Raw genomic sequence first — 24,332 nt, 5'->3', positions numbered from 1 at the left:
CCGGCAACAATCCGGCAAAGGCACGGCCACTTAAATACTAACGTTTAATAGAATTGTCTTTCTTGTTGCCGTAATGGCTGTTGCTATAGTTGCCATAGTTACCATAGTTTCCATACTGGCCGTATGAGCTGTTACGACGGCTGTTTGCCTGTCCGTAACGGCCATACTTGCCGTAATTTCCGTAACCATAGTAATAGCTATACTTGCGCTTGGACATATCAATGCCGTTCAGCACGATAGACATGTTAGGCAGCTTCTTGTCGTTGGCCAAGCCGTTGATCATGTCGAAACTAGACTTCGGCGTATAGTCTGCGCGACACATGTAGACCGAAGCGTCTGCCACACGTGCTATCTGCAACGTATCGGTTACCAGACCTACAGGAGCCGTATCGACAAGAATGTAGTCGTAGTGCTTCTTCAGCTGCTCGAAAATGATTTCCAAAGACTTTCTCGCAGCTAATTCTGCCGGGTTCGGCGGCACAGGGCCTGCCATCAGCAGGTCGAGATTGTCGTTTACGCCGGACGGCAGAATCTGCTCCATCAGCTCTTCCTCCGTAGGGTTGGCTTTAACAAGAAGATTTGTGATGCCGTGCTTGTGGTCGTTGATCATGAACAACTCTGCCAGACGCGGCCTACGGATATCCAGACCTACCAGAATGACCTTCTTGCCTAACAGACCAAAGCTGACGGCAAGGTTGGCAGCGGTAAACGTCTTTCCCTCTCCCGACGTGGAAGAGGTGAAAAGTACCACCTTCTGGTTTTCCTTCAGCATGAACTGCAGGTTGGTACGTATAGATCGGAATATTTCCTCCATCTGATTGTTCTTGTTCTCATGCACGACAATATCGGCCTTTCCCTTAGCTGCATTGCTGGCAACGGCAACATCGGCAAGAATCGGCAGCTTGGTCAGACGGGCAACGTCCTCATGTCCCTCTATCTTATAGCGGAAGAACTGAACCAAGAACACAATAAGGGCCGGAATGGCAAGGCCTATAAGCAATGCTATCAGCATAATCATGGAAGATTTTGGGGAAATCTTTCCAACATATTGCGGCTCGTCAATCAGCTTACCCTTATCGACTGTAGCAGCCAAGGAGATACTGTTCTCCTCTCGCTTCTGCAACAGCATCAGGTAAAGGCCCGACTTGACTTCCTGCTGACGGCCAATCTGTGTCAACATGCGCTCCTGCTCGGGTGTCTCGGCAACTTCCTCATTGTATCGGCTCAACCGCTGTGCCAACGCATCGCGCTGTGTTTCCAGATTGCGCTTGGTGGTATTGACAGTGCGGCGGATGTTGACGTTCATCTCGCGAATCTGTTCCGTCAGCGGTTCTACGACAGGAGAGTTTTCCGAAGCACTGCGGAGAAGGCGATTGCGCTCCAAAACGAGTTCGTTGTACTTGACAATCAGTGCGCCCGTACTTTGGTCGTTCAACCCTATATTGGCAGGGAGCACCTGCGTAAGGTTGCGTGCCGAAGACTCAAGCTCGCCGGCCATCGTTCCGAAAAGCTCTATCTGGGTCTCCAAGTCCATCAGCTTCGCATCGGAAACGTTCTGGTTGCTGACCGAGTTGGAAGCGTTTATCTTCAGTTCTACCATTCCGTTCTTCTGCTTGTAGTCCTGAAGCTCGCCCTCGGTCTTTCCAAGCTCACTGTTGATTTTCTCCAAACGGGAGGTGATAAACTTCTCCGTCCGCAGGGCAATGGTGTTCTTGTCCTGATTGGCCTGACGGTTATAGACTATCGCAAGCTGCTTAAGGTAGTCAAGGGCACGCTGTGGAACCTCATCCGTCATCTGAAGTTGGGCAATGGTTGTCGTCTTTGAGGTCTGGGCAACCTGCAACTCTTTCACGTACTTATTGGATGTCATCTTAGGCGACTCAATCTCGACGAAGAGCGTTTCACCGTCGTGAAGCATGCTGCTGCCGCTTGAACTGATGGTGATAATACCGGCACGGGTAGCGATGGTAGCCGGCAGAGATGTAAACCTGCGCGTAATGGAGAAAGGACCTTCGGCTGCATTTTCGTCGATAGGCACAGAATAAGTACCATTAACAATATAGGAAGCCCTTTCGCGGGTAATGGTCAGCGAAATAGGACGGTTGAGGCGATTAAGGTGGGCAAGGTCTACATCTACGAGAAGAGGCTTGTCCAAATAGAGAATCTGCGCCTTCACGCGTCCCTGTCTGCTGTAGTTCACATACAGCTTCAAGTCCCTGATGGCATCCTCTGCCAAAGAGTGCGAGGTCAGAATCTCCATCTCATTGTCAATACCATTGGAATTGGAGATAATTCCCAAGTTGGCCATATTCTGTAGGCTTTGTCCTCCTCGGCCGCTGCTATTGTTCTCGTCCTTGATAAGCAGCTTGGCTACGACTTGGTATATCGGCGTCGTATATCGAAGGTAAATAGCCGCCAGACCGCCACAGATAATCAGCGAGAGGATAAACCAATACCAGTTGAGGATAACGGTACGGTAGATGGCCTGAAAGTCAAGAGAAAATCCCTCATCTTGCTCCTGCACATTGTCAGGCGCAATATTCTTGTTTTCTTCCATTATGTTTTTATTTTGTTATTTTCCCTTTAGTCGTTCTCCACAAGGCCGATAAGATACTTTCCATAGTCGTTCTTCGCCATCGGACGGGCATTTTCCAACAGCATTTCCTTGTCTATCCAACCTTTCTTGTAGGCAATTTCCTCAAGGCAGGCAACCTTCAGTCCCTGTCTCTTTTGGATGCACTCTATAAACGTGCTGGCCTCGGAAAGGCTGTCGTGGGTACGTGTCAAGCCATGCAAAGCCCCTTTGGAGCGTCTGAACCTTCAGGCTCTGCCTCGAGAGATAGACCTGATTGACCGTCGTTATTTCCAATTCGCCGCGTGCGGACGGCTTGATGTTCTTCGCAACGTCCACGACGCTGTTCGGATAGAAGTACAATCCCACCACGGCATAGTTGCTTTTAGGATGTTCCGGCTTCTCTTCAATACTCAGGCAATTGCCTTTCGCGTCAAACTCTGCCACTCCGTAGCGTTCGGGGTCATTGACATAGTAGCCGAAGACCGTAGCCTTGCCTTCCTCCTCGGCCGCCCTGACACTCTCGCGCAGCAATCCGCTGAAGCCGGCACCATAGAAGATGTTATCTCCCAATACCAGACAGACGCTGTCGTCTCCGATAAACTGCTCGCCTATAATAAATGCCTGAGCAAGTCCGTCAGGCGAAGGCTGCTCGGCATAATCAAAGTTTACGCCCAACTCGTGGCCGTCTCCGAGAAGCCGGCGGAATCCCGGAAGGTCATAAGGAGTAGAGATGATAAGAATATCCCGGATTCCTGCCAACATCAGGGCAGAAATAGGATAATAAATCATAGGCTTATCGAAAATGGGAATCAGCTGCTTGCTGACACCTTTGGTGATGGGGTAAAGACGCGTGCCTGAACCTCCTGCAAGTACAATACCTTTCATATTATATATGTCTTTGTTATTTTAATCTATGGGCATCAGTAAGCATGCCTGTCGGGACGAATGATACTGACAGCCGTCATAAGCATTATCTTTATGTCAAGCCAAAAGCTCCAGTTCTCAATGTACCATATATCCCTGCGTACACGCTCCTCCATCTGCCACAGCTCTTTGGTTTCGCCACGGAATCCCGTTACCTGCGCCCATCCGGTAATGCCCGGCTTGGAGAAGTGGCGAACCATATACTTGTCTATTAGTTCCGAGTAGACTTCCGTATGGTACAGCATGTGAGGCCTCGGACCGACAATGCTCATGTCTCCTTTCAGCACATTCAGGAACTGGGGGAACTCGTCTATGTTGGTCTTTCGCATCAGTTCGCCGAACGGGAACTTACGCGGGTCGTTCCGGGTGGCCTGCATCTTGTCGGCATCCTTATTGACGTGCATGCTGCGGAACTTGAGACAATAGAACGTCTCGCCGTTCATGCCCGTCCGCTTCTGCCTGAAGAATATAGGGCCGGGACTCTGTATCTTGATTATCAAGGCTATTATAGGAATAAAAGGAAGCATGCAAAGCAATATAATACCGCTCACCAATATATCAAACAAACGTTTTTGGAACCGCTTGGATATATCCTGCAACGGCTCGGTATGGTTCGTGAACAAATCAAGAGACCCCACCCGTTCTGCCGTCAGGTTCAGACGATAGTTACCAAACATACGGGGAACATAGTAAAAGTGGATAACGTGCTTGTCGCAGAACTTCATTATCCTTACAATCTCTTCCGAATCACCATGCGACATACAGCAAAACAGCTCATCGGCAATCCGCCTGTCGTCTATGGAAGTATTTTCTTCCTCTTCCTTCATCAGCTCATCAAGGTCAGCAATGCTTCCCAACCGAACCAGTTTCTCCGGTGCCCCATCGAGCGTATGCGCCGAATAATAGCCTCTCACCTTGTATCCCGTGGCAGGATTTTCCGATAATTCATGGTAGACCGTAAGCAGGGCAGGGTCGTTTCCCACGAAGATGACCACACGGGTATTTCCTCCTCGCTGCCGATACCGCCTCAGCATGAAAAGCTCCAAGACACGGCTGAACAGCGTAACTGCAAATAAGATACAGAAAAAGACTAAGGCAAAATGAAACAGACCGCCTGTATTGCGGATGAGGCGAAACAAGACAAACGCCATTCCCACCTGCATGCCAACAAGACTGAGCGTCTGCTTTACAACGTCAACAATACTTGAATAACGCAAATGGATAACCGTCGAAAAGAAATACTGCGCAATTACCATTGCACAATTGGCTACGAAGAAGAATAATTTAGTCTCTTCGTATACTATACAAGGCACCCAATCCCAAAAGGAAAGGACTAATAAAAGCAAGATAGCGTTTAATATGACAAAGTCAAGAAACACCACCAACCACTGTATAATTTCGTTACCGTTATGTTTACGCATTTCCAAGTTATCACTATAATGCAAGCAAAGGTAATCATTTTAGTTGATATAACTGAACGTAGATGAAAAAAAATACACTTCAGATACAATTTCTTATTTTATTTTATTAACTTTGCAATCAACATCACAAACAGAAGCGATCATAACGTATAAAACAAACAGATAAATAAAGAAAACAAAATGAGTATTCTGTCAAAAATATTCAAGAGAACAGAAGGCGAAGAAAAGGTAGGCGGAATGAACGACTACATGACTTTGGTCAGGGTCTATTTTCAGGCAGCACTGGCAGCCCGGCTCGGCATAACCAATCTGGGCATGCTCCCGGACCTGCGCACCTACAAACAGACATTCCACGTTCCGACCGTCAACAACAAGCTCGGAATCGGCGAGAAAGCCAGTCTGAGGAAGACAATGAAAAGTATCTACGGGCTGGAAGACAACTTTTTTGACGAGATAGACACAAGTATCAAGAAGAACTGCAAAAAGATACAGGACGTGCAACCCTATCTCTATCAGTTCCAAGGCTTCACGCAGGACATGATGATGCTCATCGGAAACCTCATGAAGTTCAAGCTCCGCATACCGGGATTCTTCAAGAAAGCCATCTATGCCATGACGGAAAAGACCGTCAACGACATTTTCGACAAGAACAATTTCAGCGATGCAGGAGTCATAAAGACCGTCATGTCTATCCGCCAGCTCAATCAGAGACTCGGATTCTCCCGCAAGTGGATAACCGATTTCGTCTATCAGATTATCCTTTTGGCCAAGAAAGAACCCCGGCAGGACGACGACCAGAAGGCATAACCCCTTGCGTCAACAGACTGCGCAAGACTGCCTGCTCTATGAGAAGAGATAAATATTTGGTCAATAATTTTGAGAAATCGGCAGATTAATGTAATTTTGTAGCCAAAAGACCGTAAGTATATGGAAGCGAATGAGAAAACACTGAATACGTTTGCCACTCGTGTTAGACAAATGATACTCCAATATAAGGAGGTCAAAGCGGAAAACAACGAGTTGTATACGCTTGTGGACCAGCGCGACCAAGAGATAAAGCGGCTTCAGGAACAGCTCAATCAGGCGCAGGAAGAGTACAGACTGCTCAAAATGGCAAAGATGCTGGAAATCACCGACGGCGACATGGAGACTACTCAGAAGCGCATTGCCAAGCTCATCCGGGACGTTAACAAATGCATTACCCTCCTCAGCGATAAATAATCTTACATAAATGGCAGACGAAAAACTACATATCAAACTGCATGTCTACGACACAGACCTTCCCGTAAACGTACCGCGCGAGGACGAAGCATACTACCGTTCCGCGTCAAAGCTCATCACGAAAGTAGTCAACACCTACTCCAGCTATTTCAAGGGTAAGAAGAGCGAAAAGGAAATATTGTACATGGCCATGCTCGACATTACCCTCCGATATGAAAAAGAAGAGGCGCGCAACGACACGGAGCCATTCAACGACATCCTCCTCAAGCTCACTGCCGAGATAGAGGAGACACTTAAGAAATAATGAATTTATCAATCAATCACAAAGAATAAATGACAATCATTGGAACAATCGTAATAGCCGCCCTATGCCTTGTGGCAGGATGTGCGGGCGGATATGCCATCTTCCGCTATGTAGTCAAGGGAAAATATAACGAAGCCTTGGACCTTGCGAAGAAAGATGCAGAAGTAATAAAAGAGAAAAAGCTACTCGAAGTAAAGGAGAAATTCCTCAACAAGAAGGCCGAACTCGAAAAGGAAGTACAGCAGCGCACGCAGAAAATACAGCAAAACGAGAACCGCCTGAAGCAGCGAGAGATTTCCCTGAACCAGCGACAGGAGGAACTCGGCAGAAGAAAACAGGACGTTGACCAGCAGCAGCTGCGCATTGACAACGAGAAGAAGCTCCTGCAAGTAAGGCAGCAGGAACTGGAGAAGATGCAGGGACTGGAGCGCGCCAAGCTCGAAGAGCTGTCTGGGCTGAGCGCAGAAGAAGCCAAGAACAGACTGGTAGAAAGTCTCAAGGACCAAGCCAGGCTCGACGCGGCATCCTATATCAACGAAATCGTAGACGATGCAAAGCTGAACGCCAATCAGCAGGCTAAGAGAATTGTCATCCAGACCATTCAGCGCGTTGCCACCGAAACCGCCATCGAGAACTCTGTCAGCGTCTTCCACATTGACAACGACGAGGTTAAGGGCCGCATCATCGGACGCGAAGGACGCAACATCCGCGCACTGGAGGCAGCGACGGGCGTAGAAATCGTCGTAGACGACACGCCGGAAGCCATCGTCATATCCGCCTTCGACCCTGTACGCCGCGAGGTTTGCCGTCTCGCCCTGCACCAGCTGGTAGCCGACGGACGCATCCACCCGGCACGAATCGAGGAGGTTGTAGCAAAGGTAAAGAAACAACTGGACAACGAAATACTCGAAACCGGCAAGCGGACAGCCATCGACCTCGGCATACACGGCCTGCACCCGGAACTGATACGCATTGTAGGAAAGATGAAGTACCGTTCATCATACGGTCAGAACCTCCTTCAGCATGCCCGTGAAACGGCCAATCTCTGTGCCGTCATGGCCAGCGAGTTGGGTCTGAACCCTAAGAAGGCCAAGCGCGCAGGCTTGCTCCACGACATAGGCAAGGTGCCCGACGAAGAGACGGAGCTGCCTCACGCGCTGTACGGAGCAAGATAGCCGAGAAATTCAAGGAGAAACCGGACATCTGCAACGCTATCGCCGCCCACCACGACGAAGTTGAGATGTCGACCCTGCTGGCCCCGATTGTTCAGGTGTGCGATGCCATCTCCGGTGCACGCCCCGGTGCACGCCGCGAAATCGTAGAGGCCTACATCAAGCGTCTCAACGACCTTGAGGCAATAGCCATGAGCTATCCGGGCGTAACGAAGACGTATGCTATCCAAGCCGGACGCGAGCTGCGTGTCATCGTCGGTGCCGACAAGATGGACGATGCAGAGAGCGAGAAGCTCAGCACGGAAATTGCAGAAAAGATTCAAAACGAAATGACCTATCCGGGTCAGGTGAAGATTACGGTCATCCGAGAGACACGCAGTGTGTCTTACGCCAAGTAGGCCGCATAGAGAGGCTGACGGCGCGTAACCTCTCCATTCCAACCACAAAAACGGTGCAGATGCTTTCCCATCTGCACCGTTTTTTGTTGTCTGCAAGCTGTCTTCCGCTGATTTCCGCCCCATCTCTTCTAACACTATAAGCCTTACACGTCCTCCTTTACCTTTCCGTTCCATACGTTGCCACACTATCCCAAGCCTTTAGTTTTCCCACATTTAACATTCAGAAGAATCTTTACAAGCTCTTCATCAAAACTCGCTCAAAACCAACCGACACCAATCCTGCTTGCAAATAATCGATTCTCGTGCCATCCGCGCAACCTCCTCATCATCAACCAATTAAAAGAACACTAAGTGAAAACCGCCTGAAAAATTGCTTATTTTTATTCATAAATTCCGATAAAAATACGTATTCAAGAACAGAATTGGAAAGATATGCAAGCCAAGTCTCTTTTCCCTTCCAAGCGAAAGTGCCGTCCTCATACGGCGAAAGCGGCACTTTCGCATAACGGGAAAGGCTCTTTCATCTTGCCAAGGCTGCAGAATGGCAACACGGGCAGGTTTTTACAGGCTCACAAAGCCTGTCCTCCGCGTTATCGAAAGTTAAATAACCGTCAACAAATATGACAAAAAGACAATGTTTTCCTGACAAGAACCGGGAGGCTGTCCCTTATGGGAAAACTCTTATACAAGGCTTCCGTCATCGCAGCGACGCGACCATAGCCCGACCAAGACAGCATACCCGACTATCCATCGGCAAAGCTACCCTACGCGAAAGGGGATTTTCCGTGAAAAGCCAATTCATCATTTCCCATGCTGACTTCGCCAGTCTGTCCTTCCATCTGAACACGACAGCCGCCTACAGGCAAAGTATCCGCCTCATGAATTAAAGTGCACAATTGTTTCCAAACAACCATAATATTCTGTATCTTTGCAGCTGACAACAACCGAACAAGGCGGGACGGGTGGTCTGTCCTGCCGAAAGAGCTGCATTTTCGCACACAGAAATAACATCAAATGAAGAGATTGCTTTTATTGTCGTTTATTGTTTTGGGTGCTCTGAACGCCCGTGCACAGATAGTAAACGAAAGAAACAAGGAGAAGATTTCACAAGCCGTCAAGGATGGATACAAAGAGGTCATGCAGACCATCAAGCAGGATGCACACCCGACAGGCGTACACACGCAATGGGACTTGTACGTAGGGGCACGGCTGGGACTCAACGCCTCCAACCTGCCGGGACTCAACGGGAACATGAAGACAGGAATCACAGGGGGCGTCTTCATGGAGGTCTTTGTCTTTCCGAACCTTGCAGCAGACATAGAGGTGGAATATTCGCACCAAGGTTCCGGCAATGTCTACCACACGGTAGCTACGGATGCCGATGCCGTCTTCCGCAGCGGACCTTACGACTACAACATCAAGTATATCAATACCAACTATCTGGCAAGATGGTATCCTTGGGCCGACAAGCATGGAGCTTCTACACAGGACTCCACATGGCACGTGCCATCAGCATGCACACACACCTCAAAGGGGGCGAAAAGAAGGACATTACCGACAAGATACACCGGGGAGACTTGGCAATCCCCGTCGGTGCAAGTTTTGAGTGGAAGCAATGGCAGCTTGACATGCGCTATAACATCTCCTTCAGGAGACTTGCCGACGACAGCGATGCCAAGCGGTTGCTGGGTGCGGCACGCAACAGCATGCTGCAGCTGACCATCGGCTACAAGATTCAAATGTGGTAAACGATATGGGCAGAGGACTTCTCACTTTTCTTGTCATGCTGTCGTTCGGCTGCACAAAGGCATTTCCAAGGGCGCAAATCCTGCCGGATTCCTGCCTCAACCATTTGGGAGCGGAGGTCAGGATAGCCCCCGGGCGTGTACTGGCACTCGACGAATATACCAAGAAGTGGCTGAAGACGAAAGACGTATATTCCGTTTCCGCCCAACTGAACATCATTCCTCCCAACGACGAATACGCCAAAGACTACGGCTACCCGACCTTCGCTGCCGGACTGCGCTACAACTTCAACCACTCCGTAAGGATGCACCGCGAGACCGACCCGGCATGGGGCGACCTCGTCCCGGTAGACTACGACAGCCGGCTGGGCAACGTTCTCACGCTCTACGGCACATTTTCGCGTCCGCTGCTCCGCCTTCCGAAATGGCAGGCCGGCTACTATCTCGGCACAGGCGTGGGCTATTCCGCCGTCAAATATAATACGGAAGACTGCATAGACAACGAGTTCATCGGCACGCACTGGAACATCTACTTCACGGCAGGGCTATACGCCCGATACCGTCTGGGGCGCAACATCGGCATAACAGGCGGACTGGACTTTGCCCACCACAGCAATGGTGCACTCTACCGTCCGAATAAGGGAGCAAACTATCTGAGTCCGTTTGTCGGCATAGCCTATATGCCGCAGACCGACAGCCACACCCAATCCAAGAATCACTCAAAAGACTCCGTCTTCCACCGCCATGCCTTCATAGAATTATCGGTAGGCGCAGGCGCAAAGACACTGTTGGAAGACTGGCAGCATACACAGTTTCATACGCCAATGGGGCAACCCGGCTACCGGACATCCAAGTTTTCCGTATATGGTGCCTGCTCGTTTCAGGCATCGCTCATGTACCGCTATGCCCGACGCTGGGCATCGGGCATAGGCATTGCCGCCTTCTACGGCGACTATTCGAGCAAGGTGGAACGACTGGACAGGCAAGACGGATATACCGACGAACCGCACAGCCCTTGGTCGGTGGCCTTATCGGCAAGGCACGAGGTCTTCTACGGGAGATTAAGCGCAAGGATGGGCGTAGGCTATTACCTTTACCGGCATGCCGGGTATTCTGCCCGGGAGATAGAGAAACCTTATTACGAATGTATAGGTGTGTTCTACTCTTTCCCCAAGCTGAATGGTCTGGCCGTCGGGTTTAATGTCAATGCGCATGCCACGAAGGCCGATTTCACGGAGCTGAGGATTGACATTCCCTTCCGGCTGGGCAGCAAGAAATAGTTCAGAACGGCACCTGACAGAGGGCACACGACTGTCTTGCCTGCCCAAATTCCCCCTTGCCTACGCGGATGCAACCATCTCTGCCTGCCGGCATATCCTCACGGATGTTCCTCTTTCTTATGGCCGCGACAGCAAGCGATAGGTTTCCAAGTCGTGGAAACCATTCACGAACGAACGGGCATCCATCCGCTTCTTGCCCGTCAGCTGAACCTCAAGCAGCTCGAGCAGGCTGTCGGACGTGCAGACATAGAGTCTTCCCCTCTCTACAAGCAGTTCACCCGGCTCTGCAACGGCCTTACGGTCGGTCTTTGCAGCCTTGTAGACTTTCAGAACCGCTGCCTTCTCTTTCCCGTTTGCTCCGTCCCGGACCATCTTGCACCACGTACCGGGATAAGGACTCAATCCCCTCACAAAGTCATAAACGCGCTTGGCTGGCTGGTTCCAGTCTATCCGGCATGTCTCCTTGAATATCTTGGGGGCTGATGGTAAGGCTATGTCTTCCTGTTGGGGTACGCTGACAGCTTCGAGCAACTCGCTGAAACTGCCGTACTTTTCTTCCGACAGCTTGGAGGCAATCAGGTCAATGGTCTCCACGGCTATGCCGGCTCCCAGACGCATCAACCGTCGTACACATATTCCACATCGGCATCGTCGGGAACAGGAAACCGCTTCTGCATAATAACACGCCCGGTATCTATGTCTTTATCGAGGAAGAACGTAGTAACCCCTGTCTCGGTCTCGCCATTGATGACCGCCCAGTTGATGGGAGCAGCACCGCGGTACCGCGGCAGCAGAGCGGCATGCACATTGAACGTGCCCAAGCGCGGCATGGACCACACAGCCTCGGGAAGCATACGGAAAGCCACCACCACCTGTATGTCCGCACGGTACGAGCGCAGCTTCTCCATAAAATCAGCATCCTTCATCCTGACCGGCTGCAAGACCGGCAGACCCGCCGACAGGGCATATTGCTTCACGGCAGGGGGCTGCAACTGCTCCTGATGCCGGCCTACGGGCTTGTCTGGCTGTGTTACTACCGCTACCACGTTATAATCGTTCTCTACCAGTGTTTTCAGGGATTCGACGGCAAACTCCGGCGTTCCCATGAAAACAATGCGCATATCCTTACTATTCATAGACTTTACTTCTAAATTGGTTACTGAACAAATGCCTTTGCCGCAACTCCATTGCCATCATGCCCGCAACTCCGTTGTGGCAACGGGCGTTGCGTCGCTGCCTTTCCATAACAAAATTGAGGCTCTGTAATTACTCCGTACTGAAATCGGCAACCGTCTGCCTGTACATGTTAAACAGCCTTGTCCGGGATATATACCCGACCAGCTCTCCTTCCAGTCCTACCACGGGAAGATTCTTTGCACCCGTTTTTTCGAAGGTCTTCATCACCGACTCCATCGGGTCATTGACCCCAATCGTTCCCAACGGAGGCACCATCAGCTGGCTGACGTAGAAGCGGTGATACAGCTCAGTACGGAAAACAATGTGCCGTATCTTCATAATGTCTATCTCGCCCAGCAGCGTCCCGTTGTCATCCACCACCGGTATATAGGTGTTACGGCTGCGGCTGATGGCGTGTATCAGCTTACCCAGCTCCAAGTCAGGCCCGACGAAGGTATAATCCTTGTCTATAATGCTGTCCATGCTCATCATCGTGAGCACCGAACGGTCAGTATTGTGCGTCAGCAGCTTTCCCTGCCGCGCCAGCCGTACCGCGTAGATGCTATGATGCTCAAAGATATTGATAGTCAGATAGGAGCAGATGGAAACTATCAACAAGGGAATGAAGAGCTGATAGCCGCCTGTAAGCTCGGCAATGAGGAACATTCCCGTCAGCGGAGCGTGCATTACGGCCGCCATCACGGCTGCCATGCCATACAGGGTGAAGTTTTTCTCGGGAATATACACGCCTATCTGGTTGATGTTCCAGACACGCGCAAAGAAGAAACCGCCAAATCCGCCAATGAAGAGCGAAGGTGCAAAGGTTCCGCCGCATCCCCCGGCCCCGTTCGTGGCACTGGTGGCGAAGACCTTCATCAGCGTAACCAACCCTACATAAAGCACGAGAAACTTCGTCTGTCCGGCAAACATAGACCCTTGGAGCACCCGGTTCCAGTCGGCCTCGGTACTCCCCTCTATCAGGATACCCAAATTATTGTATCCTTCGCCATAAAGAGAGGGAAACACGAAAATCAACGAAGAAAGCACGATTCCGCCAACAACAAGTTTCAAATAGGGATACTTCGAGAGCCTGCCATACCCATCCTCGCACCATGACATGACACGCATGAAATACAGCGAAAGGAATCCACAGCCTATTCCCAAGAGGATGGTTGCCGGAACACGCTCCAGACTCCACAGGTAATCCATTTGGAAATTATACATGGACGACGAGCCCGTGAAGAAATACGAAAAGCAAGTCGCCGTTACCGAGGAGATAAGGATAGGCAACAGGGCAGCCATCGTCAGGTCGACCATCAGGATTTCCAACGTGAAGACAAGGCCTGCAATGGGTGCCTTGAATATCGCGGACACCGCAGCCGTAGCTCCGCAGCCGACAAGCAGCATCATCGTCCGCTTGTTCAAGTGGAAGATACGACCCAGATTGCTGCCGATGGCAGAGCCGGTGAGCACGATAGGAGCCTCTGCACCGACAGAACCGCCAAACCCGATAGTAATAGCCGAGGCCACGATAGACGTCCACGTATTGTGAGGCTTCAGCTCCGACCGCTTCGAGGCAATGGCATAGAGCACGCGCGTGATACCGTGGGAAATTTGGTCGCGCACAATATATTTGACGAACAGGCTTGTCAGCCAGATTCCGACAACGGGATAGAGCAGATAGAGCCAGTTGATGGTCGTCAGATGAAAGCCCGAAGTAATCAGCTTCTCTATCTCCCTGATGATAAGATGCAGCACAAAGGCCGCGACCGACGCAAGGAATCCGATGACAAAAGCAAGGATATGAACAAACTGGCGATCAGAAACGTGTTTCTGTCGCCATTGCTCCAGCTTCTCTATAAAGCCAATGTCCGCCATTCCCTATAAAAGAACTATAAAAACAATTATTTCCTTATGATGGTTACCTCTCCGTCGCTGCCCAACTTGATGATGCTCGACGGCTCGTGGGGCTTGTGCTCCTGCCGGCGTGCCTCGCAAACGTAGTCTACCGCCGAAAGTATCTCCTCGGAAATATCGCAGTAGTTCTGCGCCGCCGGCTCTCCGCTGACGTTGGCAGAAGTGCTGACAACCGCCTTCTGAAAACGATAGCACAACTCCTTCGAGAACGGTTCCTTGGTAATCCGCACACCGATGGAGCCGTCTTCGGCAATAAGGTTCGGGGCAAGGTTTACCGCACCGTCAAGAATCAGCGTCGTAGGCTTCGTAACGGCATCTATCAGCTGCCAAGCCACATCCGGCACGTTCCTGACATACCGCTGCAGACGGTTGTCCGAGTCAACCAGACAGATAAGGGCCTTCGAGTCGTTCCTGCGCTTGATTTCATATACCTTGGCAACAGCGTCGGGATTCGTAGCGTCGCATCCGATTCCCCACACCGTATCGGTCGGGTACAGTATCACGCCGCCTCTCTTCATCACCTCCACTGCGTTTCTTATATCGTCTTCCTGCTTCATGTCTATGGAATGTCGTTTGTGTATTTATGTTTTATGACACGCAAAGTTAGACTAAAAAAACGAGAAACCAAAACAATTGCACCAAAAAACGGAAAAGAGCAGCACAAAGCGGAGGAGAGCAAGACCAAGCAGACGGCCGCAGGCAGACGGCAACAGGGCTACCACCGGCCCGGCAGACATTCCTCCAACGCCGCCCTACCAGTCTTCGAGCCATCGGGACAGCCCAGTCCAACCACGCTGCAAGACCGCCGCCAGAGCCTGACAAAACGTCCTCCGGGAACAGGATTTAGGCCCTCCAAAAGGCAATCTCACAACATTCAGGTTATCAGCCTTTTAGGGAAACGTGGCGAAAACGGCGTTTTCAGCAACCGAAAGTGGCGTTTTCACACCGCGAAAGTGCTGCTTTCATGTCACGAAAGCGGCACTTTCACCATGTCATTTATAACCTATTGATAATCAGACTTTTGCTTTCTTTCATTTTCTCTCACTTCACAAGGGGGCAATACAATCTATTGGGGCAAACAAGGGAGCGTCCGAAAACATACGAGCTGTTGAGAAAGAATAACGAAAAGAAGAGGTCCGGATACGGTGTCGCTTAACGACGGCATTTTCTTTCCGGCAAATTAACAACAGAAGACTGAAAGAACAAAAAGGGCAGACTCTTCCTATTGCGCTAAAGGGACATTTCACCAAGGTTTCTCCATGAGTTATACTTCCCTGCGAGAAATCTTCAGAGTGGGTATTTGCAAGGGTCGGTAAGGGTCTGCGCACCCCGACACAAACAAAACAAGGCATTTATTTTGATTTATGTACGATTTGATGTAACTTTGCCATCAAAATAAAAAAGATTTCTGTCTATGAAATGTCCAGAATGTCATACTGAAGTAAACGACAACCAAGAATACTGCCCGAACTGCGGCTCTCCGCTCCCCCACTCCCAGCACAGCGTTCAGGACGACGAGCCGACCATCGGACGCGGACTGGTCGTCTTCATCATTATCGGAACCATCTTTCTGGTGGCGTTCGGCTTCGCCTACTATGCCAACCACAAGAACGACCCGGAATATACCCAGACTGCCATTGAGCCAGACTCTAACCTTGCCGACAAGAACACGGTACACTTCGATACCGTGGCACAGGACACCGCAGCCAAGGACTCCATTGACAAGATGGAAAACAATCAGGCGGAAAAAGTCTTCAACAGTATCCGCGGACGGCACCGCAGCCGCCATACCGACAGACACGACGATGGCGGACTGGAAAGTCAGACGGCAACGGAAAGCAGCAGCGAAAACTCGGCCGGAAGCAATGCCGAAAGCGCACCACCAAGCACTCCGACGGCACCCAAGCCACATGTAGAATCATTGGAAAGTGAGTAATGAAGATATTCCGCACCCGATATTTTCCGCCCAAGAACTTTGACGCCATCAACGTTCTTGGGTGTCTTTTTGCTCATCCCGACGTGCCACTAACATCGGAAATCATCAACCACGAACGCATACATACCCGTCAGATGACAGAAATGCTTGTCCTTCCCTTCTACATCTGGTACGTCGTCGAATGGCTGCTGCGACTGACCATGAAAGGACGCGCATACTATAATATTTCATTCGAGCGCGAGGCCTACCGCAACATGCACGACCTGACGTATCTGCGCCGCCGCCCGCCCTTTGCATGGGTCAGATACCTGTGCAGGAAAAGCAAGGTGCACCGAAGATAAGGCTAATCTTGCAACAGAACATTTTCTACCCGTCTGCCTCCTTGTTGCACATAAAAAACACAGCACATCAACGCAGGGGGAGGTTTCTCCGACCCGACATGATGAGCTGTGCCCGTATAGTCTGCGCCTTCCCCGAACGGAGACAGGCGGTACAGAACAAGACTGAGAAAACGATTACGGCATGCAGGGAAATTCTTCCCGTACATCCATAAACGGAGACAAGAAGCCGCAGCAGGCTACTTCTCTTCGTTGAGGCTGAAAGCCTCGGTTACAGCTGTTGCCATAAACGCGAAAACAGAGAGTATGATTGGTGTTACCATTTTTGTTATCCTTTCTTGTCAATAGAGTGATGCAATTCATCACTGGGGTTGATACTAACTTTTAATCTCAACGCAAAAATAGTAAAAAATATTCAGATTAGAAAGGAAACGCGAGCTTTTAGGTGTATATATGACGTTTATTTAGTTTATATTAATGTTATTATTGGCCTTTTCACACTATTTATTCCGATACGCCGTCGTTTCTCCGTCTGTGAATCTTCATGGCAATTCGGCTATATCCACAATCGTCAAAACACCGTCTTCCACCTTGAATCTGACATCCTTTCCTGCGAACGGCATACCGTAAACACGGCGACTGTCGTGTTGGTAACTGGGACGGGGGTCTTCGGCAAGCGTCGCTGTCAGTGCGGCACGCTCGCCCTCAGAGAAGACAGCCTGAAATTTCTCAGGATACACCACAGAAAGGGCGTGCCAGCCACACTGGTCTGTAAATCCGCCCCGTGCTTCGGGATGGCTGTCGGCAGATGGCAGATAGGGCTTGATATCATAGATGGGCGTGCCGTCCATCAAGTCGGCCCCTGCCACTTCTATTGTTCCTTTGCCGATGCCGACAATGCGCACCGACGACAATCCCAGCCCGTTGGGGCGAAAAGGCGAGCGCGTGGCGAAGACGCCCATCCGCTCGTTTCCGCCAAGCGCGGAGGGCGCACGGTGAGGCTCTGCCCGTCATTGCGTGTAGCGCGGTTAGCAGAAAATCCCCAGATAAGCCACAGATAGTCGAAGCCATCCAGTCCCCGGAGAGCCTCTTCCTTGCTGTATTTCGGCACAAAAACTATTTTCCCGTGCAGTTCGCTGACAATCCCGCTCTGACGGGGAATACCAAACTTAGAGGTGAAAGGAGAATGGAATATGGCTATGGGTTCTATTTCTTTCATACGGCAAAGATAGTGCTTTCCGCTGAAAATGCTATAAAACGACGGCAAAATGTTTACGATAACTCCATGCACGGCATACTTTCAAGAGCATATCTACCATGCACGAGATACTTAATATCTGCAAAAGCTGCTGTCAGCCCGTCAGTCGTTTTAACATTTCAACCCCTGATAATGAGACGGTTGCAAGGGGCTGACAGACTGACAGCAAAAACACGGAACTATTATACGGACGTTTAGCCACAGCAGAAGAACCGTTTCCGCACCGGCCCGACAGGCACAGGGAGAGGCGTATAACAGCAGCTGAGATTCCTGATAAATGACATTCGGGATGAAAGAATGGGAGTTTTTTGCGTCAATAGGCTTATAATTTCAAAAAAATATATAAATTTGCAATCAGAAGTAATACTATAAAATAATGGAGAATAAAGAAAAACAAAACTTCGATTTGCCCGAAAACGCTTTTCGGGAATTGAAAGACGGTGAGGAATACGAGCCGGTCATGAAATCAGGGCAGACCTATCGTGAGGTAAGCCCTTGGTCGGTAACATGGGGTATTCTGATGGCTGTGCTGTTCTCGCAGCCGCAGCCTATCTGGGACTGAAGGTCGGTCAGGTGTTCGAGGCCGCCATTCCGATTGCCATTATCGCCATCGGCTTATCGTCGGCCACCAAGCGCAAGGGCGCACTGGGCGAGAACGTGATTATCCAGAGCATCGGAGCCTGCTCCGGGGCAGTGGTTGCCGGCGGCATCTTCGTAATGCCGGCCATCTACATGCTCGACTTGCAGGCCGACTTCTTTCAGGTATTCATCGCGGCAGCACTGGGCGGCGTACTGGGCATTCTCTTCCTGATACCGTTCCGAAAATATTTTGTCAAGGATCAGCACGGCAAGTATCCTTTCCCCGAAGCGACGGCAACGACACAGGTGCTCGTCAGCGGAGAGAAGGGCGGAAGTCAGGCCAAGCCACTGCTGCTGGCCGGACTGGTGGGCGGCCTGTACGATTTCGTTGTGGCTACCTTCGGCTGGTGGAACGAGAGCGTAACGAGCCGCATCGTCGGCTTCGGTGAGACGATTGCCGAGAAGGCCAAGCTCATTTTCAAGGTCAACACGGGCGCAGCCGTGTTGGGTCTGGGCTACATCATCGGACTGAAATACGCGTCCATCATCTGCATGGGTTCGTTGGCAGTATGGTGGCTGATTGTCCCGGGAATGGCACTCATCTTCCCCGACAGCGTGCTGAACCAGTGGGACCCGACCATCACGACGGCCGTAGGCGACATGTCGCCTGAACAGATATTCAAGTCCTACGCGCGCTCCATCGGTATCGGCGGCATCGCCATGTCGGGCATCATCGGCATCGTGAAGTCGTGGGGAATCATCAAGAGTGCCGTCGGACTGGCTGCACGCGAGATGAAGGGAAAAACTGCCGATGACAAGGCCGTGATACGCACCCAGCGCGACATCTCGTTCAAGATTATAGCCTTCGGCAGCATCGCTACGCTGCTGCTGACATTCGTCTTCTTCTATTTCGGCGTGATGGACTTCAATCTTCTCCATGCCGTAGTGGGTATCCTTTTGGTTACGGTCATAGCCTTCCTCTTCACGACGGTGGCTGCCAACGCCATCGCCATCGTAGGCTCAAACCCCGTGTCGGGCATGACGCTGATGACGCTCATCCTTGCCTCGGTAGTAATGGTAGCTGTCGGACTGCGTGGCAATGCCGGCATGCTGGCTGCACTGCTGATGGGTGGCGTGGTCTGCACGGCACTTTCCATGGCAGGCTCGTTCATTACCGACCTCAAGATAGGCTACTGGCTCGGTACGACACCCAAGAAGCAGGAGACATGGAAGTTCCTCGGAACTATCATCTCGGCCGCCACGGTGGCAGGCGTGATGATTGTGCTTGACAAGACCTACGGATTCAATTCCGGGAAACTCGCTGCACCGCAGGCCAACGCCATGGCTGCCGTCATCAAGCCGCTCATGAGCGGACAGGGCGCACCTTGGGCACTCTACGGGATAGGTGCCGCTATTGCGCTGATACTTGACCGCTGCAAGATTCCTGCACTTCCCTTCTCGCTCGGCATGTTCATCCCGTTGGAGCTGAACATTCCGCTCCTTGTCGGCGGAACCGTCAACTGGTTCGTTACCAGCCGTTCAAAGGACGCCAACGTAAATAAGGAGCGTGGCGACAAGGGTACGCTCATAGCCTCGGGCTTCATTGCCGGTGGTGCGCTGATGGGCGTCGTTTCGGCCCTGCTGAAGTTCGGCGGAATTGAGTTCGACTATGCAGACTGGTGGAACAACCATCTTTCCGAGGTATTCTCCATCGTCGCCTACGCGGCCCTGATAGTCTACTTCATCCTTGCCACCAAGCCGGGCAAGAAGACAACATAAGGACAGACATCCTTCCTAAGACAAAGGAGCGGCAAGTTTTACTTTCGTAAACTTGCCGCTCCTTTCTTATTTTTCACGCTTTACTCCAAACCGGCTATTGGCAACAGAACAAAGTCAGGAATAACCGAATCGGACACTGTCAGCCAGCGTCTCCCCACACTTTTTTGAACAAGAGACGTACATTGTAAACTCAAGTAACGTGCAGGGAAGAATCAAGTACGGAGCATTTGGAATTTCCCAAGGTGTGGGAATCACTTTCCCAACTGATGGGGATTGTTTTCCCAAGCGACGGGAATCCGTTTCACACGCCTTGGGAATTTTACGGCCGGCAGGTGGTAGTCTGACAATCGTCCTACCTTCTGCCCCGATAGCTCGTCGGGTGCAGCTCGTCGTGTCGGAAACGGGTCGTATAATCGGGCTTTTCAAGCTCAAGAATATTCCCCAACGCCTGCGTCCGGCTCATCCACTCGGCTATCGCATCCGCCCATCCGGCTGCGCCCTGCCTTGTCGGATGCACGCCGTCTACACGCGAGCAGGCCGTGAAGCTGCTGTCGAAAAAACGCTCCTCGCCCGTACAACCGCGTATAACGTCCACTATAGTCCTGTCCTTCACCTTGTTCCAAGGCAGCGGTCCTATCCATGTATAGGGAATGTCGCCCACACGGCTGAGTATGGTTCTTACGGCCTCCTCACGACGGCCGTAGTCTCGGTAGCCCAAGTCGTTCGTCCCAAGGCTGATAAGGATGTAGGTAGGGTGCAAACGCTCTATCTGGTACTGGAGGTCGGAGGCTATTGCCCAGTCGCGGGTGGTGCTTCCGTTCCACACAATGGAATGGAACTCGAAGTCGTTCTTTACCGCATAGTCGTTAAAGCGTGCCCCCAAGCCGCCCACCATCGAGTCGCCTATCAGCAGGACGACCTGCCTCGCCACCCCAACGGACGCGACGGGGACGGCAGCTGATTCGCTTCCTGCAAAGTCCATCGCCCCAGAAGCGGCAGACACCTCACACCCGTCAAAGTGCATCACTTCAGCAACGCCACTGGGACGCTCAGGCGACATTTGCCGCGGCATCGCATCGGGCTGCCTCTCCGCGTCATTGCCCTCACCGGACAGAAAACCGTCCTGTGCGGATACCGACACGCAGGCGGCCACAAATATCCATGTCAATATACTTCTATACATCTTGTTCTATGCTATTCGGTTCGCAATGGTGCGCCATCTGTCAGGCCGCACGCAACTTTTCAGCCTCCGTCTTCTGATGGTGCCATATCTCTGCTGAATTAATGATGTTCTGCCAGAGAATGTAGCAGCCCGGTCCGATGGACGAGAGAGGGTTCAGGTAGGTATAGGCTACCCAGATGGCAAACGTCGTATTCTTCTGTCCCAATGCCTGTCCGGCATTGACGGTGCTGTGAAAGTAATGCCCTATATATCTGCCTACGGCAAACTGCACGAGGCAGGTCAGCAGTCCCAGCAGGGCAATCAGCAGCAAAAAGCCGGCGGGAGCATCGGCATGGACAATGTTTTTGACCGTTGTGCCTGTTACAACCAGCAGAGAGCCGCCCCATAGATAATAGCTCAGGTCCTTGACACCGACGACCCACCGATGGAAACGACGGAGCAGCCCGACATGCTTCGTAATGTAGGCCGCCACCATCGGTGCGACCAAGACCGTACATACCTTATATAATATGGCCCAAAACGCTCCGAAGAAACTGATGCCCGCCCCCGGCTCTATCAGCGGAAAGCAGAGCGGGATAAGCAAGGCGCAGACGAAGTTGGACAGAAAGGTATAGGTGGTCATCTCCTCAAGGTTTCCCCCGAGCTTCTGCGTAACGACCGGAGCCGCCGAAGCACAGGGTCCGATGATGCACGTCAGCACTGCCTCGAGCAGAATCAGTCCGTCCCCGGCAATGTGAAAGCCGAGTATGGCAGCCACGATAACGACGACCGAAAGCATCTGGAACGCTCCCACCCATCCGTGCCACCCAACCGGCATCAGCTTGCGGAAGTCTACCTTGCAGAAAGTGACGTAGAGCACAAGAAACATGAACATCGGCAGCATCCCGTTCAGTATCGGGTCGAAAAAGACCGCGGCCGCATCCAGCTGTGGGACGTAGGCAAAAATCAGATAAACAATGGCCCCTGTGGCAATGGAAACAGGCAGAGTCCAGTCCTTTAAGAATCTTATAATACTCATCACATCGTAAGTTGCGGACGCAAAGTTACTAAAAATCAACGGGATATGAACAATGGTTAGCTAACTTTCACATTTCAGGGGCCTGTCCGGCAAGCTGCTGCCCCTCTCCCATCCAATTAAACTCATCCCACAATCCACACAGCAAACAGGCACCTTGACGGCTGCACGGAAGGGCGTTTTCGTCAAAATCCGCAAGCAGTTCAACCGCTTTCAGTCCATCAGAAAGACTTCATCTTCATACGGCCTGTGTGGCTTTGCGTTGCAACACCATATAGACGGGAAAACGAAAGTGCCGCTTTCGCTGTGTCAAAGTGCCGCTTTCATGGCATGAAAGCGGCACTTTCGTTTTCCCGTCAAGCCTCGGCCGAAGAACTGAAATAACAAAATGAAAGATTACTTTCCCCTTTTTGGCCATAACTCCACAAGGAGAAAGCCCATTCCGAAGGGCTGTAGCCACTAAAAAACACAATTTGTTCAACATTCCTTGAAATAAAGTTGGAACATTCAATTTTAATTCGTACATTTGCCCTTACCAAACAAGCAACAACTTAAGCAATAAAAACATAATGGAAAACAAACAATTCAACCGCTATGCCAACAAGGTGGAAGCACACCTCGGCAAGCCATCCTGCGAGTTTACAAAGGCAGATATTCTGCAAGTGGTAGAGGATTTGGACATCCGCATGCTCAACCTGATGTATCCGGGTGGCGACGGCAGACTGAAGACCCTGAACTTCATGCTTCAGACTCCTGACTATCTCGAAACCATACTGACCTGCGGCGAACGTGTAGACGGCTCATCCCTGTTCAGCTTCATTCAGGCTTCGAGCAGCGACCTTTACGTGATGCCACGCTTCTCCACCGCATTCATCGACCCGTTTGAGGAGACCCCGACGCTTTGCATGCTCTGCTCATTCTTCAACCGCGACGGCGAGCCGCTCGAATCGGCTCCGGAGTACACGCTGCGCAAGGCCATGGAGGCCTTCACCAAGGTAACGGGAATGGAGTTCCATGCCATGGGCGAACTCGAGTACTACGTTATCCGTCCCGACGAGCACGTATTCCCGGCAGTAGACCAGCGCGGCTACCACGAGAGTGCACCCTTCTCCAAGGGCAACGACTTCCGTACCCGCTGCATGAAACTGATTGCAGAATGTGGCGGCAAGATTAAGTACGGTCATTCCGAGGTAGGTAACTTCTTCGAGAACGACCTCTGCTACGAGCAGAACGAGGTAGAGTTCCTGCCCGTTGCAGCCAACGAGTGTGCCGACCAGCTCCTTTTGGCCAAGTGGATTATCCGTAATCTCGGCTATCTGGAAGACCTCGACATCACCTTCGCACCGAAGATTACCGTGGGCAAGGCCGGTTCGGGCATGCACATCCACATGCGCATGATGAAGGACGGCAAGAACATGATGCTCAACGGAGGCCAGCTGTCAGACGAGGCTCGCCGCATGATTGCCGGCATGATGGAGCTGGCTCCGAGTATCACGGCTTTCGGCAACAAGAATCCTACTTCCTACTTCCGTCTCGTTCCCCATCAGGAGGCACCGACGAACGTATGCTGGGGTATGAGCAACCGTTCCGTACTCGTCCGCGTACCGCTCGGATGGACTTCCGGCAAGGACATGTGCCACAAGGCTAACCCAATCGAGCCTCAGACCGACCGCGACTATACAGGCAAGCAGACGGTAGAGATGCGCTCACCGGACGGTTCTGCCGACATCTATCAGCTCCTTTCAGGTCTGTGTGTGGCTTGCCGCCACGGCTTCGAGATGGAGAACGCACTGGAGGAAGCCGAGCGCACATTCGCTGACGGCGACATCCACGACCCGAAAAATGCAGAACGCTACGCCACACTGGCACAGCTGCCCGACAGCTGCGCTGCTTCTGCCGACTGTCTGGAGCGTCAGCGCGCTGTCTTCGAGCAGTACGACGTATTCTCTCCTGCCATGATTGACGGCATCATTGCCCAGCTCCGCGCCTTCAACGACCGCACCCTGCGTCAGGATGTAATCGGCGACAACAAGGCTGTAGCCGCGCTCGTAAAGGAATATTTCCACTGCGGATAAGCGTCAGAATCGCATTTATCCGGGCAGACGCCCATT

Annotated in this window: 16 protein-coding genes and 5 pseudogenes; 11 read left to right on the top strand and 10 right to left on the bottom strand. The window is 51.5% G+C overall.

Annotated features, from left to right (window positions below):
• Positions 1-37 precede the first annotated feature (37 nt).
• From JCM15908_RS05535 to JCM15908_RS05525, 3 genes and pseudogenes are all read right to left on the bottom strand, one after another.
• Entirely contained in the window at positions 38-2,557 is a 2,520-nt protein-coding gene (locus tag JCM15908_RS05535; protein ID WP_025002595.1) for a GumC family protein, read from the bottom strand.
• A 26-nt stretch (positions 2,558-2,583) separates the two neighbouring features.
• A pseudogene (rfbA, locus tag JCM15908_RS12545) lies at positions 2,584-3,460 on the bottom strand (glucose-1-phosphate thymidylyltransferase RfbA).
• A 35-nt stretch (positions 3,461-3,495) separates the two neighbouring features.
• Entirely contained in the window at positions 3,496-4,920 is a 1,425-nt protein-coding gene (locus tag JCM15908_RS05525; RefSeq protein ID WP_025002594.1) for an undecaprenyl-phosphate glucose phosphotransferase, read from the bottom strand.
• A 180-nt stretch (positions 4,921-5,100) separates the two neighbouring features.
• Between JCM15908_RS05525 and JCM15908_RS05520 the strand changes: the two genes are divergently transcribed.
• The 7 genes and pseudogenes from JCM15908_RS05520 to JCM15908_RS05495 all read left to right on the top strand — a co-directional run bounded on the left by JCM15908_RS05520 (position 5,101) and on the right by JCM15908_RS05495 (position 11,040).
• Positions 5,101-5,727, top strand: a complete 627-nt coding sequence (locus JCM15908_RS05520) for a DUF8491 family protein (protein WP_025002593.1) — start codon at positions 5,101-5,103, stop codon at positions 5,725-5,727.
• Between the two features lie 120 nt (positions 5,728-5,847).
• The gene (locus JCM15908_RS05515) at positions 5,848-6,141 is read left to right on the top strand and encodes a coiled-coil domain-containing protein (protein ID WP_025002592.1); all 294 of its coding nucleotides are present in this window, start codon (positions 5,848-5,850) and stop codon (positions 6,139-6,141) included.
• A 10-nt stretch (positions 6,142-6,151) separates the two neighbouring features.
• The gene (locus JCM15908_RS05510) at positions 6,152-6,445 is read left to right on the top strand and encodes a cell division protein ZapA (protein WP_025002591.1); all 294 of its coding nucleotides are present in this window, start codon (positions 6,152-6,154) and stop codon (positions 6,443-6,445) included.
• A 29-nt stretch (positions 6,446-6,474) separates the two neighbouring features.
• Positions 6,475-8,015 (top strand): annotated as a pseudogene (rny, locus tag JCM15908_RS12540) (ribonuclease Y).
• 620 nt (positions 8,016-8,635) lie between these two features.
• Positions 8,636-8,902: a hypothetical protein gene (locus JCM15908_RS14590; protein ID WP_148295532.1), complete on the top strand. Its 267-nt coding sequence runs from the start codon at positions 8,636-8,638 to the stop codon at positions 8,900-8,902.
• A 127-nt stretch (positions 8,903-9,029) separates the two neighbouring features.
• Positions 9,030-9,734, top strand: coding sequence for a PorT family protein (locus JCM15908_RS12535; protein WP_234396386.1), 705 nt, complete (start codon positions 9,030-9,032; stop codon positions 9,732-9,734).
• A gap of 34 nt (positions 9,735-9,768) precedes the next feature.
• On the top strand, positions 9,769-11,040 hold the full coding sequence (locus JCM15908_RS05495; protein WP_234396385.1) for an acyloxyacyl hydrolase: 1,272 nt from the start codon (positions 9,769-9,771) through the stop codon (positions 11,038-11,040).
• Between the two features lie 117 nt (positions 11,041-11,157).
• Here the strand turns inward: JCM15908_RS05495 and fmt are convergent.
• The 3 genes and pseudogenes from fmt to JCM15908_RS05480 form a co-directional block, all read right to left on the bottom strand.
• A pseudogene (gene fmt, locus JCM15908_RS12530) lies at positions 11,158-12,176 on the bottom strand (methionyl-tRNA formyltransferase).
• Between the two features lie 130 nt (positions 12,177-12,306).
• The gene (locus JCM15908_RS05485; RefSeq protein ID WP_025002589.1) at positions 12,307-14,094 is read right to left on the bottom strand and encodes a chloride channel protein; all 1,788 of its coding nucleotides are present in this window, start codon (positions 14,092-14,094) and stop codon (positions 12,307-12,309) included.
• A 26-nt stretch (positions 14,095-14,120) separates the two neighbouring features.
• The gene (locus JCM15908_RS05480) at positions 14,121-14,690 is read right to left on the bottom strand and encodes an L-threonylcarbamoyladenylate synthase (protein ID WP_025002588.1); all 570 of its coding nucleotides are present in this window, start codon (positions 14,688-14,690) and stop codon (positions 14,121-14,123) included.
• Positions 14,691-15,547: 857 nt separating this feature from the next.
• On the opposite strand from JCM15908_RS05480, the gene JCM15908_RS05470 reads away from it, so the two are divergent.
• Both JCM15908_RS05470 and JCM15908_RS05465 read left to right on the top strand, forming a co-directional pair.
• The gene (locus JCM15908_RS05470; RefSeq protein ID WP_025002586.1) at positions 15,548-16,069 is read left to right on the top strand and encodes a zinc-ribbon domain-containing protein; all 522 of its coding nucleotides are present in this window, start codon (positions 15,548-15,550) and stop codon (positions 16,067-16,069) included.
• On the top strand, positions 16,069-16,410 hold the full coding sequence (locus JCM15908_RS05465; protein WP_025002585.1) for a hypothetical protein: 342 nt from the start codon (positions 16,069-16,071) through the stop codon (positions 16,408-16,410). The genes JCM15908_RS05470 and JCM15908_RS05465 overlap by 1 nt, the downstream gene beginning before the upstream one ends.
• 539 nt (positions 16,411-16,949) lie before the next feature.
• Here JCM15908_RS05465 and JCM15908_RS15405 read toward each other — a convergent pair.
• Both JCM15908_RS15405 and JCM15908_RS15400 read right to left on the bottom strand, forming a co-directional pair.
• A complete protein-coding gene (locus JCM15908_RS15405; RefSeq protein WP_304621698.1) occupies positions 16,950-17,258 on the bottom strand; it encodes a hypothetical protein in 309 nt (102 codons plus the stop codon).
• A 6-nt stretch (positions 17,259-17,264) separates the two neighbouring features.
• Positions 17,265-17,626: pseudogene (locus JCM15908_RS15400) on the bottom strand (SAM-dependent methyltransferase); the annotation flags it as partial.
• Positions 17,627-18,041: 415 nt separating this feature from the next.
• Between JCM15908_RS15400 and JCM15908_RS12520 the strand changes: the two are divergent.
• A pseudogene (locus JCM15908_RS12520) lies at positions 18,042-20,023 on the top strand (OPT family oligopeptide transporter).
• 352 nt (positions 20,024-20,375) lie between these two features.
• Here JCM15908_RS12520 and JCM15908_RS12515 read toward each other — a convergent pair.
• Positions 20,376-21,206 carry an SGNH/GDSL hydrolase family protein gene (locus JCM15908_RS12515; protein ID WP_051530764.1) on the bottom strand — a complete coding sequence of 277 codons (831 nt, stop codon included), beginning with the start codon at positions 21,204-21,206 and terminating at the stop codon, positions 20,376-20,378.
• Between the two features lie 40 nt (positions 21,207-21,246).
• Positions 21,247-22,224 (bottom strand): bile acid:sodium symporter family protein, encoded by a 978-nt coding sequence (locus JCM15908_RS05445; protein WP_025002583.1) that lies wholly within the window; start codon positions 22,222-22,224, stop codon positions 21,247-21,249.
• Between the two features lie 566 nt (positions 22,225-22,790).
• Between JCM15908_RS05445 and JCM15908_RS05435 the strand changes: the two genes are divergently transcribed.
• Positions 22,791-24,296 (top strand): glutamine synthetase family protein, encoded by a 1,506-nt coding sequence (locus JCM15908_RS05435; RefSeq protein WP_025002581.1) that lies wholly within the window; start codon positions 22,791-22,793, stop codon positions 24,294-24,296.
• The last annotated feature ends 36 nt before the right edge of the window (positions 24,297-24,332 follow it).

Source organism: Prevotella dentasini JCM 15908 (assembly GCF_000614065.1).
GTDB classification, from domain to species: Bacteria; Bacteroidota; Bacteroidia; order Bacteroidales; family Bacteroidaceae; genus Prevotella; species Prevotella dentasini.
The sequence above is the reverse complement of the archived record's forward strand: the minus strand, read 5'-3'. Positions and strand labels throughout refer to the sequence as shown.